Annotated in this window: 21 protein-coding genes and 1 tRNA gene; 12 read left to right on the top strand and 10 right to left on the bottom strand. The window is 61.3% G+C overall.

The features are described from left to right. Positions 1-298: 298 nt before the first annotated feature. From CV013_RS00775 to CV013_RS00730, 10 genes are all read left to right on the top strand, one after another. Entirely contained in the window at positions 299-670 is a 372-nt protein-coding gene (locus CV013_RS00775) for a hypothetical protein (RefSeq protein ID WP_102153363.1), read from the top strand. Positions 671-911: 241 nt separating this feature from the next. Continuing rightward, positions 912-1,547 (top strand): lytic transglycosylase domain-containing protein, encoded by a 636-nt coding sequence (locus tag CV013_RS00770; protein WP_190276556.1) that lies wholly within the window; start codon positions 912-914, stop codon positions 1,545-1,547. 3 nt (positions 1,548-1,550) lie between these two features. Further along, complete coding sequence (locus CV013_RS00765; RefSeq protein ID WP_102153362.1) at positions 1,551-1,853, top strand: TrbC/VirB2 family protein; 303 nt, start codon at positions 1,551-1,553, stop codon at positions 1,851-1,853. 4 nt (positions 1,854-1,857) lie between these two features. Beyond that, positions 1,858-2,139 (top strand): type IV secretion system protein VirB3, encoded by a 282-nt coding sequence (locus CV013_RS00760; protein ID WP_102153361.1) that lies wholly within the window; start codon positions 1,858-1,860, stop codon positions 2,137-2,139. Between the two features lie 25 nt (positions 2,140-2,164). Further along, positions 2,165-4,603: a VirB4 family type IV secretion/conjugal transfer ATPase gene (locus CV013_RS00755; protein ID WP_102153360.1), complete on the top strand. Its 2,439-nt coding sequence runs from the start codon at positions 2,165-2,167 to the stop codon at positions 4,601-4,603. Then, entirely contained in the window at positions 4,600-5,778 is a 1,179-nt protein-coding gene (locus tag CV013_RS00750) for a type IV secretion system protein (protein ID WP_102153359.1), read from the top strand. Before CV013_RS00755 ends, CV013_RS00750 begins: the two co-directional genes overlap by 4 nt. Further along, positions 5,775-6,593: a TrbG/VirB9 family P-type conjugative transfer protein gene (locus CV013_RS00745; RefSeq protein ID WP_102153358.1), complete on the top strand. Its 819-nt coding sequence runs from the start codon at positions 5,775-5,777 to the stop codon at positions 6,591-6,593. The genes CV013_RS00750 and CV013_RS00745 overlap by 4 nt, the downstream gene beginning before the upstream one ends. Continuing rightward, positions 6,593-7,714, top strand: a complete 1,122-nt coding sequence (locus CV013_RS00740; RefSeq protein ID WP_223805364.1) for a TrbI/VirB10 family protein — start codon at positions 6,593-6,595, stop codon at positions 7,712-7,714. The genes CV013_RS00745 and CV013_RS00740 overlap by 1 nt, the downstream gene beginning before the upstream one ends. 4 nt (positions 7,715-7,718) lie before the next feature. Then, positions 7,719-8,711 (top strand): P-type DNA transfer ATPase VirB11, encoded by a 993-nt coding sequence (gene virB11, locus CV013_RS00735; protein WP_102153357.1) that lies wholly within the window; start codon positions 7,719-7,721, stop codon positions 8,709-8,711. A gap of 251 nt (positions 8,712-8,962) precedes the next feature. After that, a complete protein-coding gene (locus CV013_RS00730; protein ID WP_102153356.1) occupies positions 8,963-11,908 on the top strand; it encodes a TonB-dependent receptor in 2,946 nt (981 codons plus the stop codon). A gap of 89 nt (positions 11,909-11,997) precedes the next feature. Here CV013_RS00730 and CV013_RS00725 read toward each other — a convergent pair whose 3' ends face one another. Further along, positions 11,998-12,738, bottom strand: coding sequence for a queuosine precursor transporter (locus CV013_RS00725; protein ID WP_102153355.1), 741 nt, complete (start codon positions 12,736-12,738; stop codon positions 11,998-12,000). Between the two features lie 59 nt (positions 12,739-12,797). Between CV013_RS00725 and CV013_RS00720 the strand changes: the two genes are divergently transcribed. After that, a tRNA-Arg gene (locus CV013_RS00720) sits at positions 12,798-12,874 on the top strand. A 76-nt stretch (positions 12,875-12,950) separates the two neighbouring features. On the opposite strand, the gene CV013_RS00715 is transcribed toward CV013_RS00720, so the two are convergent. From CV013_RS00715 to CV013_RS00695, 5 genes are all read right to left on the bottom strand, one after another. Next, complete coding sequence (locus tag CV013_RS00715; RefSeq protein WP_198591814.1) at positions 12,951-14,456, bottom strand: DUF2235 domain-containing protein; 1,506 nt, start codon at positions 14,454-14,456, stop codon at positions 12,951-12,953. Then, positions 14,453-15,166: a hypothetical protein gene (locus tag CV013_RS00710; RefSeq protein WP_123639990.1), complete on the bottom strand. Its 714-nt coding sequence runs from the start codon at positions 15,164-15,166 to the stop codon at positions 14,453-14,455. The genes CV013_RS00715 and CV013_RS00710 overlap by 4 nt, the downstream gene beginning before the upstream one ends. Positions 15,167-15,285: 119 nt before the next feature. Further along, complete coding sequence (locus tag CV013_RS00705; RefSeq protein ID WP_102153352.1) at positions 15,286-16,020, bottom strand: hypothetical protein; 735 nt, start codon at positions 16,018-16,020, stop codon at positions 15,286-15,288. Between the two features lie 36 nt (positions 16,021-16,056). Beyond that, positions 16,057-16,929, bottom strand: a complete 873-nt coding sequence (locus tag CV013_RS00700) for a 3'-5' exonuclease (RefSeq protein ID WP_223805365.1) — start codon at positions 16,927-16,929, stop codon at positions 16,057-16,059. Further along, the gene (locus tag CV013_RS00695) at positions 16,922-17,299 is read right to left on the bottom strand and encodes a hypothetical protein (RefSeq protein WP_102153350.1); all 378 of its coding nucleotides are present in this window, start codon (positions 17,297-17,299) and stop codon (positions 16,922-16,924) included. The genes CV013_RS00700 and CV013_RS00695 overlap by 8 nt, the downstream gene beginning before the upstream one ends. 139 nt (positions 17,300-17,438) lie before the next feature. On the opposite strand from CV013_RS00695, the gene CV013_RS00690 reads away from it, so the two are divergent. Next, positions 17,439-17,714: an ArsR/SmtB family transcription factor gene (locus tag CV013_RS00690; RefSeq protein ID WP_123639991.1), complete on the top strand. Its 276-nt coding sequence runs from the start codon at positions 17,439-17,441 to the stop codon at positions 17,712-17,714. A 51-nt stretch (positions 17,715-17,765) separates the two neighbouring features. Here the strand turns inward: CV013_RS00690 and CV013_RS00685 are convergent, their stop codons facing one another. The 4 genes from CV013_RS00685 to CV013_RS00670 are packed head-to-tail and all read right to left on the bottom strand — an operon-like array spanning position 17,766 to position 23,008. Further along, a complete protein-coding gene (locus tag CV013_RS00685; RefSeq protein ID WP_102153348.1) occupies positions 17,766-18,719 on the bottom strand; it encodes a cation diffusion facilitator family transporter in 954 nt (317 codons plus the stop codon). After that, positions 18,716-19,354, bottom strand: a complete 639-nt coding sequence (locus tag CV013_RS00680) for a cation diffusion facilitator family transporter (RefSeq protein WP_102153347.1) — start codon at positions 19,352-19,354, stop codon at positions 18,716-18,718. Before CV013_RS00680 ends, CV013_RS00685 begins: the two co-directional genes overlap by 4 nt. After that, the gene (locus tag CV013_RS00675; protein WP_223805366.1) at positions 19,351-19,722 is read right to left on the bottom strand and encodes a SpoIIAA family protein; all 372 of its coding nucleotides are present in this window, start codon (positions 19,720-19,722) and stop codon (positions 19,351-19,353) included. The genes CV013_RS00680 and CV013_RS00675 overlap by 4 nt, the downstream gene beginning before the upstream one ends. Before the next feature lie 22 nt (positions 19,723-19,744). Further along, the gene (locus CV013_RS00670) at positions 19,745-23,008 is read right to left on the bottom strand and encodes an efflux RND transporter permease subunit (RefSeq protein ID WP_123640009.1); all 3,264 of its coding nucleotides are present in this window, start codon (positions 23,006-23,008) and stop codon (positions 19,745-19,747) included. Positions 23,009-23,026: the final 18 nt, after the last annotated feature.

Below are 23,026 nucleotides of genomic sequence, written 5' to 3'. Positions count from 1 at the left end.
GATCGATTGTCGCGACTCGCGAGCTACGGGGGCTGGGTGACAGTTTGTTTGCAAATGTGACCGATTGAAATATTTGCGTAAAGAACTGCGATAAATGACAAATATGACAATTGAAGAGAGGCTCTGAATGGCCCCGTCCAACCAGTGCGCGATTGGCGTAATCATTGCCTTTGGCGGGTCAATTTGGCGCGGTCCGTCACTGAATATTGCAATTCAATGACATTGTTTCATTTATGTTGCAGTTTATCGCCGGGACGCGCAATTTCCTCTCACAATGTGAATAATTGGGAGAAGGAAAGTGGCTGTTGGAACGATTATCGGCCTGACGATGATGGCGCAGGGTGCTGTCGCTACGATGGAGCAGGTCGATGTGGCATATGACGCGATGGCGGCAGGGCGCAGCGCCGCTGCCATCGCAAGAATTGAAAGCAACGATGCGCTGGACGCGAGCGATCCGGCACGCCTTATCAACCTGGGCGTTGCCTACGCGCGGCAGGGGGACAAGACCACCGCGCGCACTATGTTCCAGCGCGTGTTGTCTCGGGACAGTGCCTATATGCTCGAAACATCGCATGGTCAGTGGGTCGAGGCGGGCGTTCTGGCGCGCAAGGCGCTGGCCGCACTCGATGCGGGTACGTTCGAAACGGTGCATCGTACAGCCAGCCGCTGATCGCATTCGTCGCATGGCTGCCTGGCAGAACTCGCGGCTGGATATCGGCGGTTGAAGACTGACGAGCGGACAGCGGATAGCGGACCGCGAATGCCAGACAGGCTGAAAACTGACTAAAACAGGGCACTCCGAATATCTTCGGGGTGCCCTTTGCGTTTCATGACCGAAATCTGTCTTCGTAATCAGCTTGCTGTCACCGCAGTGTCATTTACAGTGAGCATTGAGCGGGCTGGAGGGTACGATGATTCTCGCACATGCGGGACGCCTCACTTTCGCTGTGGTTCTGGCATTTTGCGCCATTCCGGCGAAAGCGGACGTCATGCAGATCGATGGTGACGGTGCACGCTGGGTTTCCGGCGCGCTTGCCAATGGGGCTGTTGCCGATGTGGCGAGCGGCCATGTCCCCGATATCGTCGAACTTTCTGCCGATTTCACTGTGCCCGATCAGGCAGTGGCCGACGCTGCACGGCAGGCGGGCGCTGTGCCGCAGACTTATGCTGCGAAAGTGGCGGAACTTTCGCGCCGCTTCGATCTCAGCCCTGCGTTGATAGAAGCGCTGGTGTGGCAGGAAAGCCGCTGGCGTCCAGACGCGGTATCGCCTGTCGGTGCGCGCGGTCTGGCGCAACTGATGCCAGGTACTGCCCGCGAGATGGGCGTGAACCCGCATGATCCGTTTGCCAATCTGGAAGGCGGGGCGCGATACTTGCGCGAACAGCTCGACCGGTTCGGTGGCGATCTGGAAAAGGCGCTGGCCGCTTACAATGCGGGGCCGGGGCGGGTGACTGCCGCCAATGGTATCCCGCGTATTCGTGAAACCCAACAATATGTCGCCGCGATCATGGGGCGACTGTCGAACCATTCCCGAGGGGGCCAATAGAATATGAAGCGTGTCGTTACCCGTTTGATCCCGCTGGCTCTTCTGGCAAGCCCTACCGCTGCATTCGCGCAAGGTGCCGATCCGCAGGGGTCTGGCCCGATTGTCGCTGCGCTCGGCTGGTTGCAGGGGACATTGCTGGGCAACGTTGCCACAGCCGTTGCGGTGATGGCTGTGGCGGCGGTCGGTTTCATGATGCTGACCGGGCGGCTCAACTGGCGCTTTGGCGCAACGGTGATTATCGGCGTATTCATCCTGTTCGGTGCGGGCACGATCGTTGCCGGCATTCAGGGCGCGGCCGGGGGCTGATCCGATGGAACTCGTCCGCCACCCCGTCCATCGCGCGCTGACTCGCCCGCAGATGTTCGCTGGCGTGACGTACAATTATTTTATCATCAATTTCGCGCTGACGACCGAACTGTTTCTCATCACCGGCAGCTGGTGGGCGCTGCCCGCCGCGCTGGTGTTTCACACGTTCGGTTATTTCGCCTGTATGCGCGAACCGCGCTTCTTCGATTTGTGGCTGACGAAGGTCAGCAAATGCCCGCGCGTCAGGAATTGGAAGCGCTGGGGCTGCAACAGCTACGCGGCATGACCAGGCCGGAAGGGATCGTGGGTCGATGAGCAAGTGGATCGGAGCTGCCGCCTGGAGCGCGAAGGAAGCCCGCGCCGGCGACCGGTTACCCTATGCGCGGCTGATCGATGGCAACACCGTGCTGTTGCGCGATGGCAGCGTGATGACTGCGCTGCAGGTGCCCGGCCTGCTGTTCGAAACCGAAGACAGCGAAGCGCTGAACGCCCACGCGACCACTCGCGAAGTGATGTTGCGGTCCACGCTCGATGCGCGGTTCGTGATGTATCACCATGTGATCCGCCGCCGGGTGGAGATCGAGCTGGAGAGCGAATTTGCCGATCCGCTGGCCGCGCATATCGACCGGCGGTGGAAGGAACGGCTGGCGGGCGGTTCGTTGTTCGTCAACGATCAGTTCGTCACGATTATCCGCCGCCCTGCGCGGGGCAAGGCCGGTCTGGCCGAGCGTATGGGCAAATTGTGGAACCGCCGCGGGCAGGACGATGTCGAGGCCGATCCCAAAGATGTGCGCGCTCTGAAAGCTGCTGTGACCGGCTTGGCCGCATCGCTGCAAGCGTATGGCGCGGCGGTTCTGGGCGATTACGAAGGGCCGAGCGGAGCGACCAACAACGAACTGCTCGAACTGCTCAGCGCGCTCTACAATGGCGAAATGCGTCCGGTAAGGCGTCCGGCGGATCAGACCGACATTGGTCAGATGTTGCCCTATCGCCGGGCCAGTTTCGGGCTGGACGCGATGGAGCTGCGCGGGTCGGGCGATCCCGATTTCGCAGCGATCCTCAGCCTGAAGGATTATCCCGACGCGACCAGCCCCGGCCTGCTCGATGCGCTGTTGCGCCAGCCGTTTGAAATGATCGTTTCGGAAAGCTACGCTCCACAAGAACGGACTACCGCGCGCGAGCGGATGGATCTGGCGATCCGTCGTCTCAAATCCGCCGACGAGGAAGCAATGGCGGAGCGGGCCGACATGATGGCTGCGCGCGATGCGCTGGGCAATGGAGCAGTCGGCTTCGGCGATCATCACCTGACAGTGCTGGTCCGCGAAAAGAGTCTGCCTGCACTGGATGAAGCAACTGCCGCCTGCGCCGCATCGCTGGCCGATACCGGTGCGATCGTCGTGCGCGAAGATACCAATCTGGAACCGGCGTTCTGGGGGCAATTCCCCGGCAACGAAAGCTATCTGGTGCGTCGGGCGATGATCTCCAGCGCGAATATGGCCAGCTTCGGCAGTTTGCACGGCATGGCGCTGGGGCAGGCCGAGGGCAATCACTGGGGCGAAGCGGTCACTCTTTTGCAGACGACTAGCAGTACCCCGTTTTTCTTCAATTTTCACAACGGCGATCTGGGCAACTTTTCAGTCATCGGGCCAAGCGGTTCGGGCAAGACGGTGGTGATGAATTTCCTCGCCGCGCAGGCGCAGAAATTCAATCCGCGAACGATCCTGTTCGATAAGGATCGCGGAGCGGAGCTGTTTATTCGCGGCATCGGCGGGCGGTACGATCGGATTGCCAGCGGAGAGCCAACCGGGTTCAACCCGCTGGCTTTGCCCGATACGCCCACCAACCGGGCGTTCCTGCGCGACTGGCTGGCAGTCTTGCTGAAGGCGGACGGGCCGGAAGAGTTTTCGACTATCACGGCTGCCGTCGATGCGGCTTATGCCAACGATCCTTCGCTGCGGCGCCTGCGCCATTTCCGCGAATTGCTGTCGGGTACACGCCGACCCGAACCGGGCGATCTGGCAGATCGGTTGGGGGCGTGGATCGGCAGCGGGGAACACGGCTGGCTGTTCGATAATGCCGACGACAAGCTCGATCTCGATGTCCGCACACTCGGCTTCGACATGACGGCGCTGCTGGAAAATCCGCGCTTGCGGACGCCGACGATGATGTACCTGTTCCACCGGATCGACGAACGGCTGGATGGCAAGCCGACGATGATCCTGATCGACGAAGGGTGGAAGGCGCTCGACGATGAAGTGTTCGCCGCCCGCATTCGCGACTGGCTGAAGACTTTGCGTAAGCGCAACGCGCTGGTCGGGTTTGCCACACAGTCGGCGCGCGATGCCCTGGAGAGCCGGATTTCCACTGCGCTGGTCGAACAGACCGCGACGATGGTGTTCATGCCCAACAGCCGCGCGCGGGCGGAAGATTACTGCGACGGGTTCGGGCTGACCAGTCACGAACTGGCACTGATCCGTAGCTTGCCCGCGTACAGCCGCTGCTTCCTGATCCGCCAGCCCGATGCCAGCGTTGTTGTGCGGCTCGACTTGTCGGGTGCGCCCGAAGTGCTGACGATCCTGTCGGGCCGTGAAAGCACTGTGCGGCGGCTCGACTTGCTGCGCGATGCAGTGGGCGACGCGCCCGCAGACTGGTTCCCTGCGCTGACCGGCCATGCATGGCCCGGCGGTGCATCTATTGCAGAGACGGAGGGCGGGGCGGACGATGTTCCGTTCCGTCAGGCTGCCGAATGAGCGTGGCCTGCGATCAGGCCGCCGGTAACGCGGCAGGCGGCGTCGCGGCGGCGCTGCGCGCGGTCGATTGCATCGCGGGCGAAACCACCGCGCAGGCGTTCGGCCGCATGTTCGCCCCCGGCGGTGCGCTGCTGACTGTGCTGACCATCCTGCTGACGCTGTATGTCGCGTTCTTCGCGATTTCGCTGCTGCTGGGGCGTAGCGGGCTGGGCGTCCGTTCGCTGACCCCGCGCATGATCCTGCTGGGGCTGGTGCTGACATTCGTGACCAGTTGGGTCGCCTACAGTCGGGTGGTGTGGAACCTTGCCATTGGCGGGCCGGATGAACTGGCCACGATCATCACCGGCGCGCAAGGTTCCGCCACGCAAGTCTTCGCGCAGAAAATCGATGTCGTGTTCGCGGCAATCCAGCAGGCAGGGCAGGGCGGCAAGGCCGAGGTATCTGCCTTTTCACCCGAAGGGATGATGTGGCTTGGCGCGATGTTGTTCCTGCTGGGAACTGTAGGTGTGCTGGTCACAGCCCGGATCGCGCTGGCGGTGCTGGTCGCACTCGGACCGATTTTCGTAGTGATGGCACTGTTCGATGGCACACGCGGACTGTTCACCGGATGGCTGAAAGGCGTGGTGATGCTGGCGATTACGCCGCTGTTCGCGGTGCTGGCGGGCAGTGTTATGCTGGAACTGGCAGTGCCGGTTCTGGCTGCGCTGGTGGCGACATCGGGGCAGATCGATCCGCAAGCGGCAATGGCGTTTTTCCTGGTCGGCGCGGTGCATGTCGCGCTGATGATAATGGTACTGAAAGTGGCCGGAACGATGGTTTCCGGCTGGCGCGTGTTCGGGCTGGTGCCGGAAAAGGGCGCCGATGGGCGCAACGGATATGCCGCCCCGGTGTCGCATGTTCCCGCCACTGCCGCTCCCGTACAAGCAACTGCGGCACAGGCGACATCGGGTGCAGCAGAACGACGCATCCCCGTTTCCGCGTTCGCCACAGCACCGGCTGCGAACGACAGCCCCTCGGCAGGCGGCGTCGGGCGACGCGACACAGTCGTTATCAATCAGGCACCGGCCTCGGCAAGCGGACAGCAACGGGGCGAACCCTCATCCATTTCGCGCGCGCGCGGCATTGGCAGTCGTTTCCGTGCCCCTGCGCCGCGCAAGACGGAGAATGTGAAATGAACCGCGCGCTGATTTCCGCGCTTGCTTCGACCATTGCGCTCGCCGCTGTATCGGCCCCTGCGCTGGCCAGCGACCCGCGTCTGGTGGAACGGCTCTACGATCCGGCCAAAGTTGTCCGCATCGAAGGGCGCACCAAGGTGCAGGCGACTATCGCTTTTGCCGAAGACGAGCATATCGAAAACGTCGCCATCGGGGATTCGACTGCATGGCAGGTCACGCCGAACAAGCGCGCCAACCTGCTGTTCGTCAAACCGCTCAGCCCCACGGCGCGGACCAATATGACTGTCGTGACCGATCGGCACACTTACCTGTTCGATCTCGTCGCCAGCCCGCGCGCCAATCCGCTCTATGTCCTGCGGTTCACGTATCCTAAGGAACCGGAGGGCGAACAGCCTGCACGTCAGGCAGCCGTTACTCCGCAAGCGCCGAACGCTGTCGAAACCGCCGCGGCTAGCGATCCTTATGCTGTGGTCGATCCGGCAGAGTTGAATTTCGCATGGGCGGGGACGGGCGACCGCGCCTTGCTGCCCGCGCGCACCTATGACGATGGCAACGCGACATTCCTGCAATGGCATAGCGGGGAACCCGTGCCAGCCATTCTGGTGACGGATTACAAGGGGGTTGAAGGCCCGGTGAACTTCACTGTGCGGGGCGATGTGATCGTGGTCGAAGGGGTGCCACGCGAAATCATCCTGCGTTCGGGCGAAGACAGCGCCACGCTGGTCAACAGCGGGCCGGAGCGAACGCCCAGACCTTTGCGTAACGAGGCCGCATTGGCCCGAAGCGAGAACCTGCCTGCCGGGGAGAACAACTGATGCGCTTTGCCATGCGTTTGCCATCGAAAAGCTCCGCCGCCGATGCACCGGACACCGATCCGCGTGAACGGGAATCGGCCGAGATTATCGATCTCGCCAGCCGCAATGCCTTTCCCGCGGTCACTCAGCGCAAGGGGAAGTCCGACGGGCTGGGCCTTGCCGCGGGCGTGGCGCTGGTCGGTTTGCTCGGTGCGGTGACACTGTGGGGCATGAATGCTGCGCGCACGGATAAGGAACAGACTGCCGCACAGCAGGCACCGGCGGCGCAACAGCAAGCCGCCCCGGCACCGGCCGTTCCACCGCAAGCGATCACGCCAGCGCCTCAGCCAGAGGCGCAGCCGATGAACATGCCGCGCAACGACCCCGCACCACAGCCGGTGCTGGCAGCGCAGCCGATGCCGGAAAGTCAGGCCAATCCCTATTCATCGCCGACGCTGGTATTCGACGCCAGCAACCTGACATCGCCCATGCTGAACGCGAAGCCGGAAAGCCCGGTGGCGGGCGGTGCAACTGGTGGCGGCAATGCATCTGACTTTGCCAGCAAGATCGGCGGTGTCGGCGGCGCGCCTGCTCAGGCCAAGGCGATGGTCAACCCGCAAACCACAGTGACGCAAGGCACACTGATCCCGGCGGTGCTGGAAACCGCCATCAATACCGATGTCCCCGGCTATGTCCGCGCGGTGGTGAGCCAGGACGTGCGTAGTTTCGACGGCACCCGTGTGCTGGTGCCGCGTTCAAGCCGCCTGATCGGGCAATACCAGTCTGGCCTGCAAGGTGGGCAACGCCGGGCCTATGTCATCTGGACGCGGTTGATCCGACCCGACGGCGCTTCCGTTAGTCTGGCATCCCCTGCGGTCGGTTTCGATGGGACGGCCGGTCTGCCGGGCAAAGTGAACAGCCATTTCTTCAAGCGGTTCGGGTCTTCGATCCTGTTGTCGGTGATCGGGGGACTGGCCACCGGTGGTGCCTCGGTCGTTCTGGGCGGTGGAGCCAGCGCCGCCAGCACCGCCTTGCAGCAGGATGGCCAGATCAGCCCGACTGTCCGCGTGCGACAGGGCGAACCGATCCGCGTGTTCACGGCCCGCGATCTCGACTTCAGTCAGGTTGCTGCGGTCAGGTAAATCGATGGCGGCAGACGTTCATCCTTTGCCAGCGGGTACCGCAAGCGAACGTAGCGTCTATCTCGACGCCTATCTCGCGCCGTTTCGCCAGTGGCTCGAACGGGATACGGTGACGGAAATCATGGTGAACCGGCCTGGCGAAGTGTGGGTGGAAGATGCTGCGTACCCCGGAATGCAGCGGATCGAAGCGCCAGAGATCGATGACCGTCTGGTACAGCGGCTGGCCGAACAGGTCGCCCGCGTCAGCCATCAGGGCATCAACCGCGAGCACCCGTTGCTGGGGGCAACATTGCCCGATGGTGCGCGTGTGCAATTCTGTGGCCCACCTGCCGCGCGCAAGCACTGGGTCATGGCGATCCGGCGGCATCGTCGGCTCGACCTTCCGCTCGACGCATACGATACCGGACCGCTTCTGGCCGCCGAACAGGCTGAAATGCCCGATCCCCGCCAGCAACCGATCGCCTATCTTCGCGAAGCCATACGTCAGCGTAGAACGATCCTGATTTCCGGTGGCACCAGCACCGGCAAGACGACCTTCCTCAACGCCATGCTAGGCGAGATTCCACGCGATCAGCGCGTCGTGCTGGTGGAGGATACGCCCGAATTGCGGATGCCAGGCGAAAATGGCGTCGGTCTGGTAGCGGTGAAGGGCGAACTGGGCGAAGCGAAAGTGACCGCCAACGAACTATTGCAGGCTGCGTTGCGCCTTCGCCCGGACCGCATTGTGCTGGGTGAATTGCGCGGGGCGGAAAGCGTCAGCTTCCTGCGGGCGATCAATACCGGGCACCCCGGCAGCTTTTCCACGATTCACGCCAACAGTCTGGCCGGGGCTCTGGAACAGCTTTCGCTGATGGTGATGCAAACCGGGATTGGGCTGACCCGCTCCGACACGATCGCTTATGCCGCATCGGTGATCGATGTGATTGTGCAACTGGGCCGTGATTCCACCGGCAAACGCGGCATTACCCAGATAGCGAACAGCGCCGATATCGCCTGACCGGACTGCCGAAAAAGGCATTCCACAATTTGATATGTTAATGTGGTAAACCAGCCACGTTCGAGGGAATACCCGCTTTCCGTAACGTCAACTCGATAGCGTTTCCGCCGGCAGGCTGCGAAATATCCGAAATCTTGCGTACCGTTTGTTCGAAACAATAAACCTTCGCTTGCACTTTCGTGTGAAATTGACGTAGCTTCCATCTTGGGAATGAGGCCATAAAAAGTGGCCCGCCAACATGGAGAGGAACTATGCGGGTAAAGTTTGCCCTGCTTGCAGGAATCTGCGCGTCTGTCGCAGCATTTCCTGCCGCAGCTCAGGATACCACTTCCGACCAGACCACCGAGCAGTCTAACGATACAGCCAGGCAACAGCCTGCTGCGTCGCTGGGGGAGACTATCGTGGTCACGGCGCAGCGTCGCTCAGAAGCGCTGCAAAACGTACCGATCGCCGTCAGCGCATTCAGCAGCGAAGCACTGGAAGCGCAGCAGATCGACAATGCCAGCGATCTGCAGCTGACTCTGCCGAACGTTTCGTTCTCCAAAGGTAACTTTACCTCTGCCAGCTTCACGATCCGCGGCATTGGCGATCTTTGCGTGGGCGTGACCTGCGACAGTGCAACAGCGATCCACACCAATGGTTCGCCGTTGTTCGGAACACGTATTTTCGAAACCGAGTATTTCGATCTTGAACGTGTCGAAGTTCTGCGTGGGCCGCAGGGCACGCTGTTCGGTCGCAATGCGACATCGGGCGTGGTCAACGTCGTGACGGCGAAGCCGGATCTGTCGGGTTTCCATGTTTCGGGCGATGCCGAATACGGGAATTACGATTCGATCAAGGCGAAGGGCATGATCAACCTGCCCATCGGCGATACGATGGGTGTTCGCGTAGCAGGCTTTTACCTCAACCGCGATGGTTATACCGACAACTTGTATGACAATACCCGGATCGACGGTCGCGACATGTACGCGGTGCGCGGATCGTTCCGCTGGGAACCCAGCGCGGATACGACATTCGATCTGATGGGATATTACTTCCGCGAAGACGATGATCGTATGCGGATTCAGAAACAGATGTGTCAGCGCGATCCCACCGGGGTGCTCGGCTGTCTGAACGCCAAGCGCGCATTTGAGAAGACCAACGGCAATTCGACCCTCGCGTCGATTTTGTCATCCACTGAATTCTTCCGCATTGCAGGTATTCCTGCTGCACTTCAGGGGCTTGCACTCGGTAGCGTTTATGACGTCAACGACGTGTATGCCAATTCGGTCGAACCTTCGGATGTGCGGCAGGTCTACACTGCCTACACCCCGAAATATTACGCCGACGAACTGCAGATTCAGGCGCATCTGTCGCAGAACTTCGGCGCGATGAACCTGTCGCTGACAGGTATCTATCAGGATACCAACGTCGATTCCTCGCAGGATTACAACCTTGGCGTTCAGGACCGCACGGGCTTCGCCACCGGCCTTGCAACCCTGGCGGCGCTCACCCAGTCGCCGACGTTAGGAGCATACTTTCAGCCGATTTATGATGCGCTGACTCCGAACGGCCCGACTGGCGAGCTGTGCACCTCTGAGCCGCGCACCGATGGTCGCGGTGCATACGAAGGTTTTGCTAACTGCAGCAGTGTACCGCTGGCATATGACCGCTCAAACCAGTTGCAGACCTCGTGGTCGGGTGAAGCGATCCTGTCGAGTGACTTCGACGGGCCGCTCAACTTCCTGCTCGGCGGTATCTATGCGACCACGACGGTGGAAGAAAACAGCTACTTCGTAAATGCGTTCGGGCTGGATTGGGCTTCGGGTGTCGTCGGCACGGTATCGGCCGCGGGGGCAGGTCTGCCGCCTTCGTATTTTGGGCCTTCGTATTATCGTAACAACACGATGGACTTCAAACTGGATAGCTATGGTATCTTCGGTGAAGTCTATTACGATATCAGCGATCGGCTGAAGCTGACCGGCGGCCTGCGTTATAACAGTGACAAGAAATCAGTCACTGCGCGCACGACTTTCTTCAACTTCTTTAACCCGTTCTCCAACGATGGCGATCCGTTTGATTCACCGATTGTGCCTCTGACCGGGCCGAGTGGATTGTACGATGCCGACGCGGGGACTCCGGGTCAGCAACTCGTGCAACAGCGGAACGTGTCGTTCAACGAGATCACCGGACGTGCGGTGCTCGATTTCCAGATCACGCCGAACAACCTGCTCTATGCATCGTATTCGCGTGGCTATAAATCGGGCGGTATCAACCCACCGCTTGCGCCGGTCTTCGCTGTGCCAGAGAGTTTTTCGCCGGAAAACATCGATGCTTTCGAAATCGGCAGCAAAAACACCTTCGCCAATGGAGCGTTGCAGCTCAACGCAACGGCGTTCTACTACAAATACAAGAACCTTCAGCTCAGCCGCATCGTTGCGCGGACTTCGGTCAACGACAATATCGATGCCAATATCTGGGGGCTTGAGCTTGAATCGGTCATCCGGCCCGATCGGAACTGGATGATCAATCTCGGCTTCAGCTATCTTCATACCGAAGTGGCTGGCGATCAGTACTTCTCGAATCCGCGTGATCCGGGCGGCGGCGATCCGAATGCTGTGATTATCAAGGACCTCACCAATGCGTCGCTGTGCGCGGTAACAGCGCCTACAGCCGGACTGGCTGCGGCATACGTCACCGGGTTCAACTCCAATCTCGGGCTGCAGGGGCCGACATCGTTCGGGCCGAATTCGGGCCTCGCTTCGCTGGGGGCATTCAGCGTCTGCTCGGCGCTCCAGGCGAATATCCCGACGGGTAGTGGCATCCAGGTGCTCAGCCCCGGTGTCGAAGTCAATCTGAAGGGCAATGCACTGCCGCAGGCGCCTGAGTTCAAGGCTTCGGCAGGTGTACAGTACACCGCCGAGTTCGGTGGCGGTGTCACGCTGGTTCCCCGCTTCGACATCGCGATGACGGGTACGCAGTACGGCAACGTGTTCAACGGCAACGTGAACCGGATCGCACCGTTCGTTCAGGCGAACGCACAGATCCAGCTCAACGGGCCGGACAAACGCTGGTACGTGCGTGGGTATATCCAGAACATCTTTGACGACAGCTCGGTCACCGGCCTGTATGTCACCGATGCATCGTCGGGTAACTTCACCAACATCTTTACCCTCGATCCGCGCCGTTATGGCATCGGGATCGGGTTCAACTTCTAAAGCGGAATTTCCAGTTGGAGAGGGGAGAGGCCGGGCCGCAAGGTCCGGCCTTTCTTTATCCGCATGCCGTGTATGTCGGTGAGCTGCAATCAGCCTTTGGATTTGCCGAATGGGGAAAAGTCGGTGGTGGTGTCATATACATCCACCCCTTCGCGCCGCTTCAGAGTGCCGATCACCAGATAAGTCACCGGGGTCAGCAAGACTTCCCACATAGTTTTGATAACCCACTGCGATACAACGACCTGCATAAGCTGTTCCGGCGGCCATCCGGCCAGCCCGTAGAACGCGAGGGGGTAGAAGATCAGGCTGTCCAACCCTTGGCCCACGATGGTCGAACCGATGGTGCGGCTCCACAGCTTTTTCCCGCCGGTCCACACTTTCATTTTGGCGAGCACGATCGAATTGGCGAATTCGCCCGCCCAGAACGCAGCCATCGATGCCAGCACGATGCGCCACGAGTTGCCGAATACAAATTCGTAAGCCTCTTGTCCGGGCCAGTCTTTGGCCGGGGGCAAGGCGACCACCACCCATGCCATGAAGGCCATGAAGGCCAGTGCGGCAAACCCTGTCCAGATCACCCGGCGCGCGCGGGCGAAGCCGTATACCTCGGTCAACACGTCACCGATTATGTAGCTCAACGGGAAGAACAACACGCCCGCGCCAAACGACCACTCTGTGCCGTCTGGCAGAGTCACGAAACTGGGCTTCGCCGCACCGATGATGTTGGACAGCAAAAGTATCGCGACGAAAGCCGCCATGATGAAATCGTAATAGCGAAAATGCCGCGGTGCCACAGCATCGCCTTCGACGCGGGTGAGATATTCTGCCATGTTCGCGCTCTATGCCGATTTGCGCTGCGCGAAAAGCACGCTATGCGCCTCCGCAGCGCGCGCCCGTAGTTCAACTGGATAGAGCACGAGCCTTCTAAGCTTGGAGTTGCAGGTTCGAATCCTGCCGGGCGCGCCATTTCGGATGCCGGATTTGTTGGTTCAACCTTACCCTGCCTCCAGTGAACCTGAGGGGCTATCATCCTTGGAGGTTCTCAACGGGCCTCAGGCGCGGGCGGTGAAAAATGCTTCTTCGCCAGATGATGGTCGCGCAACTGCAAAGGGCGGTAGCTTCGAGGCATATCGTGTTCCGTGACGAGGCCGCCGGCTAGCCGCTCTAGCACTGTCGGATGGAGGTCCGCTTGAGGATGGACCTGTCTTAGGCTTTCTGGCCAGGTGATCCTGAATTTCTTGGGCAGCCATCGCTGCCAGGCTGCTTCCGCGAGCGCTTTCCTTTCGTCGTGCTGCATGCCGAAGGGATCGGGCCAGAGCCTCAGTCGGTTCCGATCGAGCTGGATCGGATGCTCGAGTTCATCGAGTTGCTCGACCATCCAACCGAGCGCGATGTCAGATAAGCGGGACTCATCCTCCGGATGGCTGCCGCCGATGTCCGAGTGATTTCCGGCGAACCAGACCTGACGCAACCACGGCGGATCCAGACCTTCCATTCGCTGAACATCATGCGAATAGGCCCAACCTGCAACCGGGAAGTGCTTCCGGTTCTCATCGATGGCGCGGGCATGGCGAGCATATTTCACGTTGGTATCGAGAAAACGGTCGTAATTCTTCATCCGCCAGACGGCATAGTGGACCTTCTTGTCCCCCGGGTTCGGCCAGTCGCAAATGACCTTGCGCTGGCGCAGGCGGGTAGTCAGCAGCTTGTATCCGATCCAAAGGACCGGGATGCCGAACGCCGCAGTCAGCAACACGGACTCCCAGACTAGCACGGCGAGGACCGTGAGCGCTAAGAAGAGGACCAGGCTCACCATGATGATACTCAGCGCACGACCTGCGCCCAACGAGGCAACGGTGTCGAAAACGCCGACGAAGTAAGGCGCCACGTTGCCCTGCTCTTCGCCGTCCTGCCCAAAGCCCGTGCAGTCATACTTCGCCCGGAAGCGTCGCGCCTTCTCCTCCCGCTCTTTCTCGTATTTCTCGCGGGGGTGACCAGAGCCGTGCTCATAGACTTCGAACACGGCCTCCGTAGCCAGTTCTCGAAGAGCGTGGCCGCCACGGGGAACTAGTGATCCATCAGGCATGCGCGACGGGACGCCGCACAAGTTCATGACATTAGCCACGCATCGTGCCGTGTATGCGCCCCGACTGAAACCAAACAGATAGACGCGGTCGCCAGGCTCATACGCCTTGATGATCGCCTCATAGCAGTCAGCAATGTTGTCGCTGATACCGGTCCCAAACGCTGCTCCGAAGACACGCGAGATCTTTTGGGGCCAACTCGCGCCTGCCTCGCCGGTGCCGAGACCAGCATCGTAGTAGGCGACCTGCGTCGCTGGGTCTATGTCAGTATCCACGCCAGGGCGCGCTGCACGATACAGCTTGTAGATGTTGGACAGACGCTGGTCCGGCCTAAGACCCCCGAACTGCCCAGTTCCATCTGAGAATATGAGAATATTCTTGCCCATCCCTGCTAGATAGGCCGGGATCAAATCAGGAACAATAGCGACAGGATTTAATGCACAACCGGCTTGGCTGTCGTTCAAAATGAGGTTGCGGGAAGACGATCGCAGAAAGCTAGCTTCATGAAGTGTTCGGTCAAGGCGCGCGCACCGTGGCGCGTCACCAGCTCGCTCCAGTCATCCCAGCGATCGATGCGTTCGAGCAGCCAGAGGTAGAACTGGTCGCGCGCGAGACGGTCGCCATCAGGCCAAGTCATCGTCCACAGGGTGCTGCGCACCGGGATCTCCCGGGTGATCCGCAGGCCGATCAGTTTCACGGCCGGCTCATTTCCGATCGTATCGGTCACGAAGCGATGCGCCATGCGCGCAGCGACCCGCTCACGCCTTTCCACCTGTTCGGCGGCTTCCCTCCGATCGGAATTACCCGAGTTTGTCCGGTTCGCAGTAATCCAGTCCAGACCGATCTCTTCCTCGGCATCCTCTCGCGTGCGCGTAGCAATTAGCATCAGCAGCACAGAGCGCCCTTCAGGCGTCGGCCTTCCGTCCGTGTCGCTCACTAGCCCAGCTGCGAGTAGGTAGGCTCGGAAGAACTGATCGAGGTGACCGTCACCAAGAAAGATATCACGGACCCGCTCTTCTGGTGCCACGAAGCGACCGTCGGCAATAGCGAGGTAGCTCCCCATGAACTCCATGATCGCGTTCATCCAACCGGAATGGATGGAAGGCAGCCCCAGGCGATCAATCCAGAATGCTTCGCGCACCGATCCCCACTCACGGCCGTCCTCATCGACCAACGGCGGTTCTCCCGGCACCGATCCGCTCGAAACCATCCAGTATCCCCAAGGTAGATCGGGATGCCGATCATCGCCGTAGCGTTCCTTACTGGCACCGAAAGGGCGAAACGAGCTGACCATTACTCACCGTGGCGTTCGGAGGGGGCCGGAAGGCCGAGCGGCTCGCGTATCGGATTATCCCTGTTCGAACCCTTCTCGATCATCGACTTCAACTTTCGCGCCAGTTCGATGCAGTTCGCGTAGACGAAGGACTGATCGCGATAGACGTCACCCTTGCGACCTTCGCCATATCGACCGTTGGGAACGAGGTCGCCCGGATGATCGGTGTCGAAACCCAACCACCACAGATCCTCGTGGAACTCGTCCTCTGTGGTCTGCACCGTGCGATAGTCCTGCACCGTCCTGACCCAAGTCGTGTGGCATACCGTGTAGCGTTCCTGACGCGGCTCACCCCATGCTACGCGAGCGAACCGGTTGACCTCGCATGCCTTGCCGTAGGTCACGCCGCCGTGGACCGTGTTGGAGACGCCGACCGGCACGGCGTCCGCTTCGAAGCCGAAGAGCGGATGGTCTGGGCTCACCCCCACATATCCGGAGATCGTCCCGTTCTTCTGGCGAAGCATGATGCAGCCGAGGCCGGTCTCGTTGTCGATCCAGGAGACCTTATCCGCCTCGTTGTTCCAAGGACCGTCGCCCGACGGTCGGCGATCAGGATTGTGATACACCTGCAGTGCGGTGATGCTGGTGTCCGCCACCGGGTAGGGAACCGGTGCGGCGTTCATCAGGCCGTCCGGCAGCGTCGCTTGCGCGACCTGCTTGCCGGCAACTTTTCGCTGTGTCGGTTTCCTCGCCATGTTCGGTTCTCCTGAGCTAATTTATTGGGGTATCGATCAGTCCGCACCATCGAGGCGATAGCGGCTGTATGCGTCTCGGCGCGTGAGACGGGGGCCGAGGGCTCGGGCACCCTTTCCGCTCGCGTAGACCTCGCTGGCCAACCACGCCTGTTCCTCGAGAAGGCGGAATTCCATGACCTCACGCCACCAGACCTGCGTCTTCGGATTCCAGCGGTAGCCGCGCATCCGCAGAGCATCCTTGGTCGAGAAGGCCGAGCCGACCGCTTCGATAACGAAACTATCGCATGAAGAGCTGCCATCGAGCTCGTAGAGCAGCGGACGACCATCGGTCCGCTCATGGCGCAGAAGCTGAATGAGCGCGTCGACATCCCCCTGCGCTCGGTGCGCATCATAGAACCATCCTGCTTGCGCGCAGAGCCAGCCGAGCGACCTGCCTTCGAAGCCAGCGGCGGCCCAGTCGATCTCCACGCAGGAGCAAGCCCACTGCTTGATCGGCAGGTCGGTGAGGCGCTTCTCCACCATGGGACGGTCGAAGGCAGCGTTGTGCGCAATGACGACATCGGCCGACGATATGATATCGGTCGCGACCCGGTCGTCTATCCGCCGACCGATCAGGTCCTGATCCGTGATGCCGGTGATCCGGATGATGTCTTCGGGCAGGGGGACGCCAGGGTCCTCGCGCCAGCACCATGCCCGACCGATCTCGGTAATGTGCCCGCCGGGATCATACCTGAAGCGTCTTACCGCCAGTTCGATGACCCTGTCGCTTTCAGGGTCGAGCCCGGTGGTCTCCACATCCAGAACGGCCGCCACGCGTTGAGGATCGTCCGGATCCCCGAAGCCTGTTTCACCTACGTGAAGATCGACACGGCGGAGCTGCCGGATGTCGGACTGCGCCGGTTCAACCACGTCCGGTCTCCAAGGATGCCGAATGGTCGAAGAGCAATCGATCGATGACTGCCGGATCGGCGTCGAGGCCGAAACCCAAGCCATGAAGAAGGATCGCCTTCGAACAGGCGCTGCGCTCCATGCAGGCTTCGATCGGCGCGCGGCCTTCGAAGAGCTCGCGCGGCGAGACCATCCAGCCGACGGGATCATTCGCCAAGCCGTCCCGCTGCATTCGGGCGCCGGTTTCTGCAGCCACGCATGCGATCCGGACGAGCGCGACACGGTGAACAGCCAACATGCCTCCACTCCTGTCCTCGAGAGGATCGAGCGCCCAGTCCACCGGAGCCTGCTCGAAATAAGGGTCGATTTCGAATTCTGCGGTATCGCTCATCGCACCGCTCCCCACGTTCCGCACTGGACCTACCAGCGCCTCGTGACACGGCACATAGCATGAACAGAAAATACTTCAATAGGTAATGAAGTATTGAATTAACTTGTCGGTAGGGATCGCTGACGCTATCAGCAGGAGAATGGAAAAGATGGATGCCGTCGCGAAACTCAGTGCCTTGGCCCAGCCGACCCGGCTGGAGATATTTCTGGCCATAGCGCGAGCGGCGAACGGCATCACGTCCAGCGAGGTTGCTGAACAGACCGACACCATGCCCAACAACACCTCTGTTCACCTGTCGGTGTTGCGGAACGCGGGGCTCGTCTCTTCGACGAAAGAAGGGCGCTCAGTCACCTACAGGGCAGAGCGAGGAGCCGTGCAGAGGCTGGCGACCTTCCTCTCCGAAGCCGCCAAGTAATACCGCATCGAAAAGATAGGTTCCGGCCGCCCGTGCTTTTCACGTGCGAGTTCAATCCACGGATACGCGTCCGGAATGCCCGGCTTGGGCTATCAGTCTCTCGTCGCAGTCCGTCGCGAGGCAGGCTTCCAGCGTCGTGTGTTCGATACCGAACCGGGAGGAGAGGCGCAGCCGCACCGTTCGCTTCAGCTCTTCGAACCGCTCGAGTGACGGGCGGGATGGCACGATGTGGACCTCGAGGGCGCGGCGGTGCTCTCCCAAATTCCAGACGTGTAGATGGTGGATGCTCTCGACGCCATCGATCGCCTCGAGTTCGTCCATGATTTCTCGCAGTTCGACGTCGTCGGGCACCGCACCCATCAGCAGGCGGACCGTGCGCGGCATCAACGATAGCCCCTGCCAGATCACATAGGCGGCGATGATGACGGTGATGACCAGATCGGCCACGTAGAGATCGTATAGCAGGATCAGGACCCCGGCGACGATCACCCCGACCGAGGCCATGGCATCGGACACATTGTGAAGGAACGCCGCCTTCATGTTGATGCTGTCCTTGGCGCCGCGGTGGGTGATGAAAGCGGTAACCAGATCGATCACCAATGCCACGCCCGCAACGGCGATCACCGTCCATCCTTCGATGGGTTGCGGATCGGCGAAGCGGTTGATCGCTTCCACGAGCAGATAGAAGCCGATGATGAGCAGCGTCGTCAGGTTGATGAGCGCAGCGACGACCTCGCCCTGCGCATAACCGAACGTCATCCGTCTGTCGGCGGGACGCCTGCCGGTCCTTCGGGCGAACCACGCGAGGCCGAGCGAGGCGGCGTCACTGAAGTTGTGAAGGGCGTCGGCAATGAGAGCCAGCGAACCCGAGACTATCCCGCCGACGATCTGCGCGAGCGTGAGCAAGAGGTTGATCGCGACCGCGAAGATCAGCTGGCGATCACTCAGGTTCTCCTCGCCGTGACTGTGGCCGCCATGCCCACCATGTGTGTGTTGATTGCTCATGTCCGGAACTGATCCCCCTTCCGATGCTCGCTCCCTTCCTCGTCATGGATGTCCATGTGGGCATCGCGCAGGATCTGGATGCCGCCATAAAGGGCAATGCATGCCACAGCGACGCCTACGACCAGGTCGGGCCAATTAGCGCCGGTGAGCATCACGACGATGCCCGCGATGATGATCCCGCCATTGGCAATAAAATCATTGAAGCTGAAGGTCGTCGCTGCGCGCATGCTGACATCCTTGTCCTCCGTCCGCTGGAGCATCCGCAGGCAGATCAGATTCACCACGGCTGCGACTGCCGCCATCGCGAGCATCATGAATCCACCTGGCTCCGAGCCTTCCAGGAATCGACGCACGGCATCGGCAATGACACCTGCCGCGAATACCAGGAGCATCACCCCGGAGAACCGCGCCGCACCACGCTGCCAGACGCGCGAGCGAGCCAGCGCGAGCAGGCTAAGCGCATAGACTATCGCGTCGGACGAGTTGTCGAGCCCGTTCGCCAAGAGTGCGTTCGAATCCGCGAAGTAGCCGACGACGAAAAACCCGATCGCGATAGCGAGGTTCAGCCAGAGCACGATCCACAGCGTCCGGCGCTTCCCGGCCGAACCGAGATCGATATCATGGTCGCCACTCATGCCGTATCCTCCCCGGATCGGGCCCAGTTCTCGGCAACCTGGTGCTGGGAGGGCTCGAAGAACTTCATTTCGGCGCGGATGAGAGGATCGGAGAGCCTGGTGCCCCATTCCTCCCATTTCGCATCGCCGACGATGGCGATCCTGCCGAAGCTGTCCTGATGATTCGCGTCGAACTTGAGGTCGCGCCATAGTCCGGGCCGATCCCAGCCTGCAAAATCGGACGCGAGTTCGATTACCATCGGCAGCTTGCCGGGCTTTCGCCCAACAAGCTGCTCGAACCGAGGCACGAAGTCATCGTAGTCCGAGCTTTCGAGTTGGCCGCTGGCGCGTATCCGCAGCAGTCCGTTCTCTTCGTCTATCTTCAACATCGTATTCTCCTTTCTTGGACCATCATACGATGTCCGTCAGTTCGCGCTGCTCGTCGCTGGTCACGTTTCGACGCAGGCGATCCCACCACTTCTCGCGCCAGCTGCGCTCATCATCCGATCGATTGAGCACGAGCCGCGCGATCGCGGGCAGGACGAAGAGCGTAAGCGCGGTCGCGGTAATCAATCCGCCGATCACGACAGTGGCCAGCGGACGCTGGACTTCCGCGCCAGTGCCGGTTGCAAGGGCCATAGGCACGAAGCCGAGCGAAGCCACCAACGCTGTCATCAGCACCGGTCGCAACCTCGCCAATGCGCCATCGGAGATCGCCTCATCGAGAGGCATTCCCTTATCGAGGCGCTGGCGTATCGCGGTCATCATCACGAGGCCGTTCAATACCGCGACGCCCGATAGGGCGATGAAGCCCACTGCGGCGGACACCGAGAACGGCATCCCCCGTAAGGCAAGCGCGAAGACCCCGCCTGCCAGCGCCATCGGAATCGCGCTGAAGACCGCGAGTGCCGGAACCCACCCGCCGAGCGCCATGAACAGGAGCAGCAGCACCAGCGCGAAGCAGACCGGAACGACGAGGGCGAGCCTCGCCTGCGCGGCCTGGAGGTTCTGGTATTGCCCGCCCCATTCGATGAAGGATGCGGCCGGCAATTCGACGCTTTCGGAGACACCTGCGCGGGCCTCCTCAACAAAAGAGCCGAGATCGCGTTCGCGCACGTTCGCCGACACGATCACCAATCGGCGACCCTGCTCCCGGCGAACCTCGGCGAGACCATCTACCACCTGGAAATCCGCCAGCGTGCGAAGCGGGACCGTTACCCCGTTTTCGAGGACTACGGGCAGAGCGCCGAGCTGATCGAAATCGTCCCGGGTCGCATCCTCGAGCCGCACGACGACATCGAAGCGGCGGTCCCCCTCGAATACCAGTCCCGCCGGACGACCACCCAGCGCGATAGCCACTGATTGTGCGACCTCCTCCACGGTCAGACCGTATCGGGCGATCGTCGGGCGATCGAAGGCAATGTCCAGCGTAGGAAAGCCAGTGACCTGCTGGACCTTGACGTCGGCAGCACCCTCGACGCCGCGCAACACCTCGGCCACCTCTCCGGCTGACCGGGTCAGCGCGGTAAGGTCGTCTCCGTAGAGCTTGACCGCCACGTCGCCGCGAACACCCGCGATCAGCTCGTTGAAGCGCAGTTCGATGGGTTGGCTGAATTCGTAGAGGTTGCCCACCAGACCGCTGAGCGACTCCTCCATCTGTGCGACGAGTTCATCTTTCGACAGGTCGGGATCGGGCCACTCTTCGCGCGGCTTCAAGATCACGTAGGCGTCGGACGCGTTCGGCGGCATCGGATCGCTCGCGACCTCGGCCGTGCCGGTGCGCGAGAAAACCAGCTCGACTTGCGGGAAGGTCTCGAGCCTGTCCTCCACCTGTCTCTGCATGGCGAGCGATCGTTCGAGCGAGGTCGACGGTATCCGCAGCGACTGAACCGCGATGTCGCGTTCATCCAGCTGCGGTGTGAACTCGCTGCCGAGGAAGGTGAACACGAAAGCCGCTACGGCGAAGAGCCCGGCGCCCGCACCGATCACCGGCCAGGGACGTGCGATGGCGCGGCGCACCGCCGGGCCATAGCGTTCCTTCGCCATCCGAACGGGCTTGACCTCCTTCTCGGTCAGCTTGCGACTGAGGAGCACCGCGATCATCGCCGGCACGAAGGTCAGGGACAGCACGAAGGCGGAGGCGAGTGCCAGCATGACCGTGATGGCCATGGGTGAGAACGTCTTGCCCTCGACCCCCGTGAAGGTGAGAAGCGGCGCATAGACCAAGAGGATGATCGCTTGACCGTAGACGGTCGGCTTGATCATCTCCTGTGCAGCCAGCCGTGTCTCCGTCAGCCGTTCGCCGAGGCGGAGCAATCGACCTTCGCGGTGCTGCCTGGCGGCGAGCCGCGCGACGCTGTTCTCGACGATGATAACTGCGCCATCGACGATAAGGCCGAAGTCCAGTGCCCCGAGGCTCATCAAATTGCCCGAGACACCAAGCCTGTTCATTCCCACCGCTGCCATCAACATGGATATCGGAATGACCAATGCGGCGATGATCGCTGCCCGGATATTGCCGAGCATCAGGAACAGGACTGCGATCACCAGAAGCGCGCCCTCGACAAGGTTCTTCTCGACCGTGGCGATGGTCGCATCGACGAGCGACGAGCGGTTGTAGACGATCTCGGCGACCACTCCGGCAGGGAGCGAGGCGCGGACTTCTTCCAGTCGCTCGGCCGAGGCGGCAGCCACGGTGCGGCTGTTCTCGCCGCTGCGCATCAGGACCGTTCCAACGACCGCTTCCTCGCCATTGAGCGAGGCAGCGCCGGTTCTGAGGTCGCCGCCGATGCGAACCGAGGCGACATCCCCGATCCGGATCGGAACGCCCTCGCGGGTCGCGACCACCGCCTGTTCGATGTCCTGAGTGCCCCCAAGACGCGCATCGACGCGGACGAGCAGAGCCTCTCCGGCACGATCGACAAAGTTGGCGCCTTCAGCGAGGTTTGCCGCTTCCAAGGCCTCGATCAGGGAGTCGAACGATAGGCCATAGCCCGTAAGACGGGCAGGATCGGGCTGGACGAGGAACTGCTTCTCATAGCCGCCGATCGAATCCACCCCGGCAACGCCGTCAATTGAGCGCATGAGCGGAGCAACGACCCAGTCCTGCACCGTGCGAAGATAGGCTGCCTTGGCGACCTCGGTGTTGAGGCGATCACCGCGTTCGGTGATGAAGCTCCCGTCCGACTGCCAGCCTGTTCGACCACCCTTGGGCGCATCGCGACCTCCCGGATACTCGTATTCGATCGTATACATGAGCACCTCGCCCAGGCCGGTCGAGATCGGTCCCATCGTGGGCTCCGCTCCTTCCGGCAGCGACGCACCAATCGGGGCCAGCCGTTCGTTCACTTGTTGCCGTGCGAAGTAGATGTCGGTGCCTTCTTCGAAGATCGCGGTGACCTGGCTGAAGCCGTTACGCGAGATCGAGCGGGTCATCTCCAGCCCTTCGATCCCGGCAAGCCCGGTCTCGATGGGGAAGGTCACCTGCGTCTCCACCTGCGAGGGAGAGAGGGCAGGCGCGCTGGTGTTGATCTGCACCTGCGTGTTGGTGATGTCCGGCACCGCATCAATCGGAAGGCGCAAAAGGTTCATGGCGCCGTAGATGGCTGCGAAGACGGTGAGGACGATCACAGCCCAGCGGAACCGCACGGCAATGTCGAGGATGGCCCCGATCAAACCGTGGCGATGACTGCC

The sequence above is a fragment of the Tsuneonella flava genome (assembly GCF_002870965.1).
Lineage (GTDB): Bacteria > Pseudomonadota > Alphaproteobacteria > Sphingomonadales > Sphingomonadaceae > Tsuneonella > Tsuneonella flava.
The sequence above is the reverse complement of the archived record's forward strand: the minus strand, read 5'-3'. Positions and strand labels throughout refer to the sequence as shown.

What these genes read in the sequence shown, in the direction of transcription:
- CV013_RS00685 (WP_102153348.1), bottom strand. Translation starts at nt 18,719, where the DNA reads ATGAGCAATCAACACACACATGGTGGGCATGGCGGCCACAGTCACGGC.
- CV013_RS00745 (WP_102153358.1), top strand. Translation starts at nt 5,775, where the DNA reads ATGAACCGCGCGCTGATTTCCGCGCTTGCTTCGACCATTGCGCTCGCC.
- CV013_RS00680 (WP_102153347.1), bottom strand. Translation starts at nt 19,354, where the DNA reads ATGAGTGGCGACCATGATATCGATCTCGGTTCGGCCGGGAAGCGCCGG.
- CV013_RS00695 (WP_102153350.1), bottom strand. Translation starts at nt 17,299, where the DNA reads ATGAGCGATACCGCAGAATTCGAAATCGACCCTTATTTCGAGCAGGCT.
- CV013_RS00760 (WP_102153361.1), top strand. Translation starts at nt 1,858, where the DNA reads ATGGAACTCGTCCGCCACCCCGTCCATCGCGCGCTGACTCGCCCGCAG.
- CV013_RS00755 (WP_102153360.1), top strand. Translation starts at nt 2,165, where the DNA reads ATGAGCAAGTGGATCGGAGCTGCCGCCTGGAGCGCGAAGGAAGCCCGC.
- CV013_RS00740 (WP_223805364.1), top strand. Translation starts at nt 6,593, where the DNA reads ATGCGCTTTGCCATGCGTTTGCCATCGAAAAGCTCCGCCGCCGATGCA.
- CV013_RS00675 (WP_223805366.1), bottom strand. Translation starts at nt 19,722, where the DNA reads ATGTTGAAGATAGACGAAGAGAACGGACTGCTGCGGATACGCGCCAGC.
- CV013_RS00705 (WP_102153352.1), bottom strand. Translation starts at nt 16,020, where the DNA reads ATGGCGAGGAAACCGACACAGCGAAAAGTTGCCGGCAAGCAGGTCGCG.
- CV013_RS00750 (WP_102153359.1), top strand. Translation starts at nt 4,600, where the DNA reads ATGAGCGTGGCCTGCGATCAGGCCGCCGGTAACGCGGCAGGCGGCGTC.
- CV013_RS00770 (WP_190276556.1), top strand. Translation starts at nt 912, where the DNA reads ATGATTCTCGCACATGCGGGACGCCTCACTTTCGCTGTGGTTCTGGCA.
- CV013_RS00765 (WP_102153362.1), top strand. Translation starts at nt 1,551, where the DNA reads ATGAAGCGTGTCGTTACCCGTTTGATCCCGCTGGCTCTTCTGGCAAGC.
- virB11 (WP_102153357.1), top strand. Translation starts at nt 7,719, where the DNA reads ATGGCGGCAGACGTTCATCCTTTGCCAGCGGGTACCGCAAGCGAACGT.
- CV013_RS00730 (WP_102153356.1), top strand. Translation starts at nt 8,963, where the DNA reads ATGCGGGTAAAGTTTGCCCTGCTTGCAGGAATCTGCGCGTCTGTCGCA.
- CV013_RS00725 (WP_102153355.1), bottom strand. Translation starts at nt 12,738, where the DNA reads ATGGCAGAATATCTCACCCGCGTCGAAGGCGATGCTGTGGCACCGCGG.
- CV013_RS00690 (WP_123639991.1), top strand. Translation starts at nt 17,439, where the DNA reads ATGGAAAAGATGGATGCCGTCGCGAAACTCAGTGCCTTGGCCCAGCCG.